This window comes from Mesorhizobium sp. BH1-1-4, assembly GCF_020165665.1.
Taxonomy (GTDB): domain Bacteria; phylum Pseudomonadota; class Alphaproteobacteria; order Rhizobiales; family Rhizobiaceae; genus Mesorhizobium.
Genome location: NZ_JAIUIN010000002.1, coordinates 53,753 through 65,486, shown reverse-complemented (window position 1 = coordinate 65,486; position 11,734 = coordinate 53,753). Strand labels below are relative to the sequence as shown.

The following is an 11,734-nucleotide window of genomic DNA, read 5'->3' as shown; positions in this document are numbered from 1 at the left end:
GAGCGATATATATAATAAGCGTGCTTACTATTCAAGATACCATAGCGCGATGAAAGCCGGCAAAAAATCGGCAGGACAGCCGCGCAACGCGATCCTGGTTAGCGGCGGGTGAACGCCGCTCCCACCCGAAACTCCACCTGCAGCGGTACAAGAAGCCGCTTCAAAGGCGGTTTCGAACGACCATGGTGACGACGAAGAATGCGCCGAGCGAGCTGGTGATGATGCCGATCGGCAGTTCCTGCGGCGGCAGCAAGGTGCGCGCCAGAAGATCGCTTGCCAGCAGGAGAACCGCCCCGAACATCGCGCAGCTCGCGATCAGGCGCAGATGCAAGGGACCGGCCAGCGGCCGCGCCAGATGCGGGATCATCAGGCCGACAAAGCCGATGACGCCGGCGACCGAGACAAGGATTGCCGTCGAGAAGGCGGCGACGAGAAATGTCGCCCTGCGCATGCGCGCCACCGGCACGCCAAGACTTTCGGCCGCACTTTCACCGGCGAGGAATGCATCCAGCCTGCGGTGATTCCACAGCCCGTAGGCCGCGATGGTGCCCGCGCCCACCGCCCCCAGCCAGACATTGTCCCAGCGCGCCAGGCCGAGCCCGCCCATCGTCCAGAACAGCACCGAATGGGCCGCGCGCTGGTCGCCGGCAAAGACCAGATAATTGGTCAGGGCGGTGAACATGAAGGAGACGGCAAGGCCGGCGAGGATCAGCCGTTCCGGGCCCTGCCCCCTGACCCGCGCGACCAGCAAAAGCACGATGCATGCGGCCAGTATGCCCCCGGTAAAGGCGGCGACCGGCAGGGTCCAGATACCGAAACTGTCACCGAAGACGGTGATGACGGAAACCGCGCCGGCGGCGGCCCCAGAAGACAGGCCGAACAGGAAGGGATCGGCAAGATCGTTGCGGGTCACCGTCTGCAGCAAGGCGCCGACAATGCCCAGTCCGCCGCCGACACAGATCGCCAGGATCGTCCGCGGCAGCCGCAGGTCGACGACGATCTTGCCGACCGGGCCCGATATTCGCGGCTCGTCCAGCCCGATGGCACGGCCAAGCGCGGCGATGACATCGCCCAGAGGTATCAGCGTCGAGCCGTAGGCGATCGACAGCAGCGCGAGAGCGACGAGCGCCACCGTGCCCGCCGCCATGGCCAGCGTGAACGCGCTGTGCCCTGACAGCGCGCCCGGTTTTTGCTCTCGGGCAAGATGCATCAGAACGCTTCCGGATGCATCGCCCTGGCGATCTTGCCGATGGCTTCGATGTTCGCTGGTCCCGGCGTCAGCTCGGCGTAACGAAGCGCGACGAAGCGCTCGTTCTTGACCGCGTCCGTCTCTTTCATCGCCGGGTGCGCCTTCAGGAAATCGAGCAGTTTCCTGTAGCCGCCGCCGTCCTGATAATCGAGCAGGATGAGGAATTGCGGATTGCGCGCCCCCACCGTCTCCCAGTCCGTGTTGCCCCAACTGGTTTCCATGTCGGCCATGATGTTGTCGCCGCCGGCGGCCGATATCATGGCGCTGGGGATGGCGAATTTTCCGGCTGTGAACGGCTTGTCCTCGCCGGAATCGTAGAGGAACACGCGTGTTCCCTTGCGATCACCGACCTTGGCGGTGATATCGGCTAGCTGCGCTTTCCAGCCGGCGACGAGCTTGTCCGCTTCCGGCTCCTTGCCGAAAACCTTGCCCAGCTTTTCGACGTCGCCATAAAGCAGGTCCATGGAGGCGGCCGGGCGGCTCTTGTCGAGATGGACGCAGCTTTCGGTCAGCACCAGCGTCTTGATGCCATGCGGTGCGAGCGTGTCGGGGGTCACGTCGCCGCCGGGCTTCATACCGTAGTACCAGCCGGCGAAGAAGAAATCGGGCTCGACCGCGACGAGATTCTCCAGCGTTGGATATTTCGGCGCCAGTTCTGGGATGGAACCCTGTTCTGCCTTGAATTCGGGGCCGACCTTGTACCATCCGGTGATGCCCGTCAGGCCGACGATCGAGGGCTGCAGTTTCAGCGCGAAGGCCATCTCGGCCATGTTGAGATCATGGATGACCGCACGCTTCGGTGGAGCGTCGAAAGTCAGCGGGTTGCCGCAGCTGTCGACGGTGACGGGGAAGGCGAAGGCCGTCGAGGCGAGCAGCGAGAGGACGAGCGAGATGGCAAGGCGTTTCACGGATTTGCTCCTTGGTTGAACCGTGTCGGATGATGAGAGGGTGATCACGATGGCGGCGCGGCGCGATTCGGGAGTTCGAACACCGTCAGTTCGCGATCCTCGGTGGGATGGCGCAGGCGGAACACGTCGACGCCGAAAATCTCGCGGATCAGCTGCTGGGTCAGCGCCTCATGCGGCGGCGCCAGAGCCTGCAGCCGCGCCTCATTCATCACCGCGACCTTGGTGGCGAAGGGCGCTACCAGCGTCAGATCGTGCAGCACGGCGATCACCGTCATGCCCAAGCCGGCCACCAGTTCGAGCAGTTGCGCGCGAGCGCGCGGGTCGAGGTGGTTGGTCGGTTCGTCGAGAAACAGGAGCTTGGGTTCCTGCGCGATGGCTCGGGCAAGCTGGGCGCGCTGGCGTTCGCCACCCGACAGCGAGCCGATGGTGCGGCCGAGCAGCGGCAACAGGCCGGTCCGGCGCAGCGCATCCACGACAATGTCGCGCTCCTCGCTCCGACGCCCCAGGCCGGCATGCGGGACTCGGCCGAGCTCGACATAGTCAATCACCGCCAGACGCGGATCCGGCTGGTCGGTCTGGCCAACGACGGCGATATGCAAGGCCCGCTCGGCCGGCGAAATCCTGTCCAGGCGTCGCCCGCCAAGCTCCACCTCGCCCGAACTTGGCCTGAGCATGCCGGACAACATGCGCAGCAGCGTGGTCTTGCCGGCGCCGTTGGGACCAATGATGGCGAGGCGGTCGCCTGATGTCACCGACAGGCTGACGGCATCGACCAGAGCCCGGCCATTCGCCGTCGCGCTCAGGTCGCGCGCATCGAGAAGCGGCGTTGTCATCGATTGCCATCCGCCGGCTTGCCCGGTGCCGGGATGCGGGCCAGCGTCTTGCCGGCCAGGCGCGGCGGACGTTGTCCGGAATTGCACCAGCCGTCGGCAAGCGAAGCGTAGAGCCTGGCAAACCGCACGAGATCGCCAGCGTCGGCCTCTGCATCGATCGAGCCGAAGAGATAGGCGGCTTTGCCCGGCGCCTGGAAGGCCACTGCCAGCGGGCGCGCGCATCCCGCCATGCAAGCCACGCCCTCGACCGTGAAATCACGCATCAGGTCAGGCTGGGCCGAGAGACGGGAGCGCAATTCGGCGCACAGAGCTTCGCCAGACCTGACGCCGGTCGGCACGTCGCGGCAAAGCGTGCACACGATGATCTGGTGCCTTTGGGTGCGGTGAATACGATCGATTGCGCCGTCCAACGTCCCGTCACTTTCAAAACTGGCGACGGAAGGATGTTGGTCGACCGGCCGACAAGACCGATGTCCACGTTTCCTCCCGGCACACCCCGTCCGGTCAACTCGGTGATGGCAGGTCTCCTGGCTCACGGGTCTCCGCGCAATCCTGCCTTCCCAGCCTTGCCGGCCAGTGGCGTTCCGGATCTTGCTCGCCGCTTACAGTTGCGGGGGCAGCCGCGGCCTCGACCCAAATCGGATCCCACCGCGTTCCCTTTTCACCCCTCGCCTTTCGGCTCGGGGACCATCACGAGTCGCAGCCTAGGCCGCGAGCGGCGCCGAGGCAAGACGATCACTATGTTCTGTTATAACAATACATGCACTCAGTCAATCGCTGCCGACACGGCCATCACCGTGCTGTTCGACGGTACCTTGCCGACACGGCCATCCGAGTCGATCACAGCAGGCACCCAATGAGAACGCGCGACCGCTTGCCCATTTGCGCGATGCGCAATTTCGATCAAACTGGGCGGGCTGCGAGGCGCCAGGGTGCGGATGCCAAATGCGAGGAGCACATGAACCCGACCGAGAAAGCGCTATGGTTTGTCGAAAGCCATCTGCCTGACGTCGTTACGCTCGACGACGTCGCGCAAAGCAGTGGCGTGTCGCGCTTTCATGTGACGCGCGCCTTCGGCGCCGCCACCGGCCGCTCCGTCATGGGCTACATGCGCTCGCGCCGGCTGACCGAGGCGGCGCGCAAGCTGGCTGGCGGAGCGCCCGACATTCTCAGCATCGCGCTCGAGGCCAGCTACAACTCGCATGAGGCTTTCACCCGTGCCTTCCGCGACCAGTTCGGCACCACGCCGGAACTGGTGCGCGCGCAAGGTTCGACCAAGTCCCTCGACCTCGTGGAGCCTATCCTGATGGACAGCTCACTTCTCACCACACTCCAGCCGCCGCGCTTCGAGACCAGCCGGCCCTTCCTCGTCGGCGGGCTCGGCGAGCGCTACAGCTGCGAATCCAGTGCCGGCATTCCCATGCAGTGGCAGCGCTTCGCTCCATACATCGGCAACATACAAGGCGAGATTTCAGGCGTTTTCTACGGCGTCTGCCTCAATGGCGACGATGCCGGCAATTTCGACTATGTCGTCGGCGTCGAGGTGCGCGACTTCGCGGATCTGCCGAAGGAATTCCAACGGGTGCGGGTGCCGGCACAGAAATATGCCGTGTTCACGCATCGCGAGCACATCTCGACCATCCGGCGTACGATCAACACGATCTGGAACAGCTGGCTGCCCGCCTCAGGCCATGAAATCGCCGACGCGCCGGAATTCGAGCGCTATGGCCCTGAATTCGATGCCCGCACCGGCAATGGTGGGCTGGAGATCTGGGTGCCGGTCAAATCATAGGGGCTGGATGCCGAATGGGCCACGCCCCGGCAGCAGCCGAGGCGCGGCCCGCCGCCTCGCCTATTCCACGGTGAGCGCGACCTCATAGAGGCCGGGATGGGCCTGCCCCAGGGCCTGGTTGCGATCGAGGAAACCGCTCGTCCGCAGATGCTCGAAGACGCGCCGCATGGCCGCCTGATCCCGCGCCTGCGCATAGTTGACGACGCGTGAGCCGTCGAGTTCCCTGTGCAAGCTGGCCGACATCCAGCCGGGAATGCCACGACAACTCATTGCCGCCTCCCGCAAAAGGTCGATCAGCGCCTGCTGTCCGCCCTCGGGCACGGTGAAGACGTTGATCTGGGTGATGACGCCGGTGTCGGCGCGAATGATGGGCATTGTCTCTTCTCCTTCGTTGGCGCCTGGCACACGAAGGAACGCCGATCGGCGGGACCCCGAACGCCAAGCCCGGCGTCAAAGCACGCCGTGGCTTGCCGTGGGTTCCCATTCTGGATGGGAACGGAGCTTCCATCTGACGGAAGGGAGCGGGCTTACCGTTTGCCGCTCCAGGGTCCTTTTCGACCCGTATTCGATACCATTGGCGCAAACCGCCAGCAACCCGGCATTGCCGGACAGCTCGCTAGAGATCGAGATCCCAGTTCTGGCCAACCAGATCCTTGCCGAAGGAATAGTGGGGCTCTTCCTCGGTCAGCCTGAATCCGGCCGCCTGGTAGATGTGCCGGGCGGCGGTCAGAATGTCGTTGGTCCACAGGGTCAGCGTCTTGTAGCCCCTGGCGCGGGCAAAGCCGATGCATTCCTCGACCAGGCGCTTGCCGATGCCGAGACCCCGCGCCGAAGGTTCGACATAAAGGAGCCGCAGCTTGGCCACCTGGTCGGACTTGCGCACGACGAAGACCGAGCCGACGACCTCGCCTTCCCGTTCGGCGATCCAGCCGCGCTCCCATTTCGGATCGTAGGATTTTACGAAATTGGCCAGGATTTCGGCGACCAGCGCTTCATAGGTTTCGTCCCAGCCATAGTCCTGGGCGTAGAGCATCCCTTGCCGGCGGGTGATCCAGCCGATGTCGCCGACCTGCGGCGGCCGCAGCAGGTAAGGGATTTTCGGCTCGGCACTGTCATCCAGCAGTCGCTGTACCGTGCGCATGGAATTGACCAGCCGGTCCTGCTCCGAGGTGGGCAGCCGATCGAGCAGCGCCGCGACCTGGTCGTGCGAATCCTTGTTCAGCGGCGCGAAGGCGTTCCTGCCCGCCGGCGTCAGCGCGATCGTCGACTGCCGCGCGTCCGAAGCAAGGGTGGCCCTGGAGATGAGGTGAAGGCGCTCGAACTTCTTCAGCAAACGGCTGACATAACCGGCATCGAGGCCGAGATCGCGCCCGAGGTCGGTCGCGGTCAGTCCGTCACGATGCGCCAACTCGTACAGCACCCGCGCCTCGGTCAACGAGAAGGCGCTCTTCAGCAGCCCTTCGTCGAGCAGTCCGATCTGACGCGTGTAGAACCGGTTGAAGGCCCGAACCGCATCGATCAGGTCCTTGTTGTGCGCAGCGTTGTCGGGCTGATGGTGAATGGTCATGGACATCTCCTGTCCAAACACGATCGCCGATTTACTTGACGCAGTCAACTATTAGAGACGGTCTGCCCCATCACATCATCGGCAATACCGGCCAGCGATCCACGATTCTGCCACGGGAAAGGACCGCGATCGGCCCGAACTGCTGCAGCACGGCCTCGCTCTGCGTCGGCCGCAGGAAAGCGTAATCGTCGGGCTTTGCAGTCGTGTCGGTTGGCAGGCCCATGAATTGTTGGTTGGAGGACAGGCCGAGCAGGCCGTTCGTCTTCATGCCCTCGGGAAACACCGGCTCGGCCATCCATTTGCCGCCATAGAGGTAGCAGCCCTTGCGCGGAAACCGGCCGAGCGCCTGCAGCAGGCGCGAGACCGCCGGCGGGCCGGGCAGCATCGGCTCGACCACTTTCAGGATCGGCGTCGCGATGAAGGCGGCCGGCTGAAAGCCATCGAGGCCTGGCGTGTCGAAATCGCCAGGCAGCACGAAGGCAGAGCCCATCGACACTTCATTGGCGGCGCCGCCATGATGAAGCAGCGCGGTCTTGCTGCCGCCAATGTTGAGTATGCTTCGCTGGTCGGCGCCGAGGCGCGCCACGAAAGCCGCAACTCGTTCCGAGGCTTGCGCCAACGCCTTGGCCGGCCCGCCGAACAAGCCCGGTATGTGCGGCGCATGCGCCTCATAGGCCATGACGCCTTCGCAGCGCAGCCCTTTGTGGGTCGGCAGCAATTTCAAAGCCCGCGACAAGGCCTCCGGTTCGGCGAAGCCGCCGCGATGCAGTCCGACATCGATTTCGAAAGCGATGCGCAGCTCGACACCGAGTTCGTCGGCGAGCGCGCCATACTCCGCCAGCCTCTCCTGGGTATCGATCAGCCAGCAGACGCGCGACCAGGCCGTATCGCCCCTCGAAAGCACCGCCCTTGCCGCGCCGACCGGCATCGGCTTGCCATAAAGGAGATCGGCGTGCGGAAACGCCGTCAATACCGCCTCGCTGATCGGCGGATGGAAGGTCATGAAACGGTGGGTTCCAAGCGTATTGCCGATATGGGCAAGCAGCGGCAGGCAAGCGAGCGACTTGTCGACCAGCCGCACGGCGAGGCCGGGATCGAGCCTCTCCCTGACCAGGGCGATGTTGCTGTCCAGCCGGTCACGGTCGAGCAGCAGGCAAGGTTGGAAAATGCCCGCCTCTCGCAGCGCATCCGAAAGCGTCGCGAAGTAAGCTTTCATTGATCGATGCCGAACAGGTCGGCCATGTAGGGCGAGACGAAACGGTTGTGCGGATCGATGTCGCGGCGCACCGCCATCGCGTCGTCCCAGCGCGGATAGAGCTTTTTCAGGTCGGCCGCCTTCAGGGTGTGCATCTTGCCCCAATGCGGCCTGCCGCCATATCGGCGGAAGATCGGTTCGGCCGCGCGCATGAACGGCAGCGGATCGTTCGCCGCGTCGTGGTGGATGGCGATGGAACAGGTGAGCCTTTTGTGAAAGGGCGAGAGCCAGAAATCGTCCGGTGCCACCGACCGCACTTCCATCGGGAAATAGACCTCTGGAAAATGCTTCTCGGTCAGGTCGATGATCTCGGCCAGCGCCTTCGGCCCCTCCTCGAAGGGAAGGTGATATTCCATCTCGTTGAACCGGGTCTGCCGGTCGCTGGCATAGACATTTAGCCAGTCCTGCACATAGTCCTCGGCCGGCACTTTGGCGACCGCGCCCAGGATCAGCCGGCGGCGCAGCGACGGCAGCCAGGCAAGCCCGGTGCGCAGGCGGCGCAGTGTGCGCAAGGAGCCCTCGTCATCGTCGGTCGGGCGCGTCGTCGTCGCTTCGGTGCTAAAGTCGCTGGCGATGAACTGCGCGTAACCGGAAAACGGAATGTAGTAGAATTCGGCCGAGCGATGGGCGGCCATCATCGTTTCGAAATCGCGCAGCATGTCGGCGATCGGCAACACCCATTTGCGGCGGCGCAGCCGGTAGGTCGCGATGTTGTTCAGCGTCACTTCGCTGAGCACACCGAAGGCGCCGAGCGCGACGCCGATGGCATGGATCGTCTCTTGATCCCCGTCCCGCTTGAATTCGCGGACCTTGCCCAGCCCGTCGACGATCTGCACCGTGTCCAGTTGCGTGTGATAGGCACCGAGCGTCGGCCCAGAGCCATGGGTGGCCGTGCCCAGCGCGCCGCCTATCGCCTGACGGTCGATGTCGCCCATATTGGGCAGGCCCTGGCCAATGCCTTGCAGGATGTGCATGAGCGAACCAAGCCGCGTCCCTGCCCGCACGCGTGCCTGATTTTTTTTCGCGTCATGCGAGACCAAGCCTTCGAGCTTCTCCAGCGACAGGATGGTGCCTTGCGACTTGACCAGCGGCGTGAAGGAGTGACCGGCGCCGACGACGCGGACCGGACCGGGCGCGGTCCGGATGAGATCGCCGAGTTCGCCGGCATCGGCGGGGCTCGCCATCAGCCGTGGCTCCGCGGTGACAAAGCCCGACCAGTTGCTCCAGCTGTTCGACATGGCCGCTCACGCAACCGCGCGGCGACGCCGCGCCACGAGGACAAACAGGCCGAGCAGCGCCACGCTGGCGACGGCGCTCGCGGCGGCGAATTCGGGAACCGGGCGAAAATCCTTGCCGTCGATGAGCAGCGACGCCGCGACCGGCCCGATCGCCAGGCCGAAAAGCTGGGCGGCCGGCACAAGCAGCACGGCGGTGCGCGTCTCATCGGCGGTGATCGCCAGCCGGATCTGGTAGGGCACGATGAACAGCAGGATAAAACCCATAACCAGGGCGGCGACCCAGAATGTCGTGAGGCCAGGTCCGCTGGCAAGCACGAGCGAGGCGGCAAGCGCGACGATGCCGATCGCCGCGATGGCAAGGCGATAGTCGATGCGCGCCTCGAACACGGTCGCCGTCATCGCGCCCAGCACCTGCACCGCGAGGCTGGCCGAGACGATCAGCCCGACGGTGCGGCCATCGATGCCGAACTGGGCGCCGAGCGGCTCCAGAAACGCCCAGACCGCACCGAAGAACATGAAGTAGCAGAAGACGCACAACAGCGCGGTGATCGAAGGAACGGTCAGCACATTGGCGAGGTTCTCGTCCTTCGGCAGGTCGGCATAGTCGGAGGGGACAGCGAAGGCGACCACCAGCGACGCGACACAGACGACGGCAAGAACGAGGAAGCCACCGGCCGACCCGGCGGCAGGGATGACATAAAGGGCCAGCAGCAGGGCCAGAGCGCATTGCGCCAAGGTCTGCATGGTGACGAAAAAGCCGCCGATGCGTTCGGCGCGCCGCGAGCGGGCAATCAGTTCGGTGGCGACGGCGACGAGGCCGCCTTCGGCAAGACCGGCCAGGGCGCGTGCCGCCATCAACGTGTTGGCGCCAGCGGCATAGGCCGTCCAGACATTGGCCAGCGCCAGGAGCAGCAGGAGGATCGCACTCTTCCAGCGCATGTTGTGCGCCGAGAGCAGCATCGCCACGATCGCCGAACCGATCGCGATGGCGATCATCTCGGCGGTGGCGACCAGTGCCAATTCGTCACCGCTGACATGGCCCTCGGTATAGAGGGCGCCGAGCAGGACAGGCTGCAGACCGAGAATGAGCAGGCCGACCGACCCGATCCACAAGGCCGAAGCGAGTTGCGCGCCGGTCGGGTTACCGACCAGCCAATCGCCATCGCCCTGAACACCGGTGCTTGTCGAAGTCAAAGGCGCCTCCCAACGTCCTTGCCGCGCGGCAGAAAAGCTGACAATCTGTCAGCATTTCAGAAACTGATACTTGATCATATTTTTTCGTCAACCGGAATTTGGGAACTCGTGCGAAAGATCGGTGCATGACGCAAGCAAATCGGACGGCCACCGAACCCAGGCGCCGACCCAAGCAGGAGCGCAGCCGCGAGCGCATCGACGCCATCCTGTCGACCACCATGCGGCTGATCGGCGAGAAGGGCATCGACGCCGTCACCATGAAGGAGGTCGGGGCGCTGGCGGGCGGGCCGATCGCCACCGTCTACCACTACTTCCCCAACAAGTCGGCGATCCTGGCGATGCTCTATGAGCGGTTTTCAGAGGTCAGCCGCGCGCGCTTCGGCACGATCATCGCCGAAATCCAGGAGCCGGGCGACGTGACCGCTGCCGCGGACCGCCTGCTCGACGACTATTTTGGCCGTGTCTCGGCGGACCCTGCCATTCAGGATCTGCAGAACGCCATCCAGGCCGACAAGGCGCTGCAGCATCTCGACATCGCCGAGACGCGGCATCAGTCGAAGATATTCTGCGACCATGTCGGCCCGATGCTCCAGGCCGGGCAGCGCGAGCCGTTCGCACGCCTGGTCTTTCTGATATTCCAGCTTGCCGGCGGCGTCGTGCGCCTGGCGCTGACGCAGGACGAGGAAGAGGGCCGGCGCACGATCGAGGACTACCGGTCGATCATCCACACCCAATTGCGGGGGTTTTTGTAGGCGCTGGTGATCACAGTGAACCTACCCGAGTAAGACGTGTCTGCCGGCATGAAGGTCCAAACGCCGGTCATGTTACCTCGCGGATGAGGCTCTCGAAGCCGTCCGCAAGATTGGCATTGCCGGCGGCAAGAAAGGCGGAAAGGTTGCGGGCGCCGCCGGGTGTCTTGTTGGCGTCGAGCAGCACCGCCCTGCCCTCGTGCATGACAAAGTCGAACTTGCCGTAGTCAAAGCCAAGCTCGCGCCTCAGCGCGCGAAGCTCCTCAGGGACCGGAACCGCCTCACGACGGATCGTGTCGTCGCCCTTGACGAGGCTTTGCGGCGAGACATGGCGGGTGCAGCGCTCGCGCTCCCCGCAAAATATCCAGAAGCGGGCGCCAAAGCCGTCCGGTTCAGGCTCGGGAATGAATTTTTCGACGACGAGGTCCCCACGGTCGAACACCGCGGGCTCGACATCCGAAAGGGACGCACAGACGCGGTAGCCCTCGACAAGCTTGGTGCCGGGAAATGGCTCCGGCTTTCCGGCACGTCGCGATCGCCGGTTAAGCGACTGCTCACGCATTCCCAGATTGTTGAGATTGCTCTTGACGATGACCGGCCCTGGCCAGTCGTCATCCCTACCGATCACGGCGCCGCTGACACGGCGCTTGGAGATGTCGGCTGCCCCGACGTTCAGGCAGAAGGGAAAAGCACGCGCGTATTCGACATATTCGGGCGGCGTCACGGTCGCATCGACATGCAGCACCGCTATATCCGCCTCGGGCTTTGCCGACGTTCCTGACAGTATGCGGACGGAATGGCCGCGCCGCTTCAGTTCTTCCAGCAGATCGAAGAGCATATAGGGACTGTCGCGGCGCAACAGTGGGCCGCGCCAGCGTTGGAACCTGTCGAACTCATGCGTAATAACCGCGATGCGTGTCATGCGCCCCCGCACTTGGTTTCATAAGCG

The 11,734-nt window shown here is 64.3% G+C and carries 12 protein-coding genes and 1 riboswitch; of the genes, 2 read left to right on the top strand and 10 right to left on the bottom strand.

The window, feature by feature from the left end; all coding sequences use genetic code 11:
* Window positions 1–160: 160 nt before the first annotated feature.
* The 4 genes from LB569_RS04015 to LB569_RS04000 are packed head-to-tail and all read right to left on the bottom strand — an operon-like array spanning window position 161 to window position 3,400.
* Window positions 161–1,210 (bottom strand): FecCD family ABC transporter permease, encoded by a 1,050-nt coding sequence (locus LB569_RS04015; RefSeq protein WP_224691191.1) that lies wholly within the window; start codon window positions 1,208–1,210, stop codon window positions 161–163.
* Complete coding sequence (locus LB569_RS04010) at window positions 1,210–2,157, bottom strand: ABC transporter substrate-binding protein (RefSeq protein WP_224691189.1); 948 nt, start codon at window positions 2,155–2,157, stop codon at window positions 1,210–1,212. The genes LB569_RS04015 and LB569_RS04010 overlap by 1 nt, the downstream gene beginning before the upstream one ends.
* A 44-nt stretch (window positions 2,158–2,201) precedes the next feature.
* Window positions 2,202–2,990: an ABC transporter ATP-binding protein gene (locus tag LB569_RS04005; RefSeq protein WP_224691187.1), complete on the bottom strand. Its 789-nt coding sequence runs from the start codon at window positions 2,988–2,990 to the stop codon at window positions 2,202–2,204.
* Window positions 2,987–3,400 (bottom strand): DUF1636 family protein, encoded by a 414-nt coding sequence (locus tag LB569_RS04000; protein WP_224691185.1) that lies wholly within the window; start codon window positions 3,398–3,400, stop codon window positions 2,987–2,989. The genes LB569_RS04005 and LB569_RS04000 overlap by 4 nt, the downstream gene beginning before the upstream one ends.
* An 89-nt stretch (window positions 3,401–3,489) precedes the next feature.
* Window positions 3,490–3,697, bottom strand: a riboswitch (cobalamin riboswitch).
* Between the two features lie 251 nt (window positions 3,698–3,948).
* Here LB569_RS04000 and LB569_RS03995 point away from each other — a divergent pair.
* Window positions 3,949–4,782, top strand: a complete 834-nt coding sequence (locus tag LB569_RS03995) for an AraC family transcriptional regulator (RefSeq protein ID WP_224691183.1) — start codon at window positions 3,949–3,951, stop codon at window positions 4,780–4,782.
* A gap of 60 nt (window positions 4,783–4,842) precedes the next feature.
* Here the strand turns inward: LB569_RS03995 and LB569_RS03990 are convergent, their stop codons facing one another.
* The 5 genes from LB569_RS03990 to LB569_RS03970 form a co-directional block, all read right to left on the bottom strand.
* Window positions 4,843–5,157 (bottom strand): antibiotic biosynthesis monooxygenase family protein, encoded by a 315-nt coding sequence (locus LB569_RS03990; protein ID WP_224691180.1) that lies wholly within the window; start codon window positions 5,155–5,157, stop codon window positions 4,843–4,845.
* 241 nt (window positions 5,158–5,398) lie between these two features.
* Window positions 5,399–6,349 carry a helix-turn-helix domain-containing GNAT family N-acetyltransferase gene (locus LB569_RS03985; protein WP_224691178.1) on the bottom strand — a complete coding sequence of 317 codons (951 nt, stop codon included), beginning with the start codon at window positions 6,347–6,349 and terminating at the stop codon, window positions 5,399–5,401.
* A gap of 70 nt (window positions 6,350–6,419) precedes the next feature.
* A complete protein-coding gene (locus LB569_RS03980) occupies window positions 6,420–7,565 on the bottom strand; it encodes a DSD1 family PLP-dependent enzyme (RefSeq protein WP_224691176.1) in 1,146 nt (381 codons plus the stop codon).
* Window positions 7,562–8,842, bottom strand: coding sequence for a D-arabinono-1,4-lactone oxidase (locus LB569_RS03975; protein WP_224691175.1), 1,281 nt, complete (start codon window positions 8,840–8,842; stop codon window positions 7,562–7,564). Before LB569_RS03975 ends, LB569_RS03980 begins: the two co-directional genes overlap by 4 nt.
* Window positions 8,843–8,848: 6 nt before the next feature.
* The gene (locus LB569_RS03970; RefSeq protein ID WP_224691166.1) at window positions 8,849–10,036 is read right to left on the bottom strand and encodes an MFS transporter; all 1,188 of its coding nucleotides are present in this window, start codon (window positions 10,034–10,036) and stop codon (window positions 8,849–8,851) included.
* A 125-nt stretch (window positions 10,037–10,161) separates the two neighbouring features.
* Here LB569_RS03970 and LB569_RS03965 point away from each other — a divergent pair, with 125 nt between their 5' ends.
* Window positions 10,162–10,788: a TetR/AcrR family transcriptional regulator gene (locus tag LB569_RS03965; protein WP_224691165.1), complete on the top strand. Its 627-nt coding sequence runs from the start codon at window positions 10,162–10,164 to the stop codon at window positions 10,786–10,788.
* A gap of 67 nt (window positions 10,789–10,855) precedes the next feature.
* Here the strand turns inward: LB569_RS03965 and LB569_RS03960 are convergent, their stop codons facing one another.
* The gene (locus LB569_RS03960) at window positions 10,856–11,707 is read right to left on the bottom strand and encodes a hypothetical protein (protein WP_224541164.1); all 852 of its coding nucleotides are present in this window, start codon (window positions 11,705–11,707) and stop codon (window positions 10,856–10,858) included.
* Window positions 11,708–11,734 lie beyond the last annotated feature (27 nt).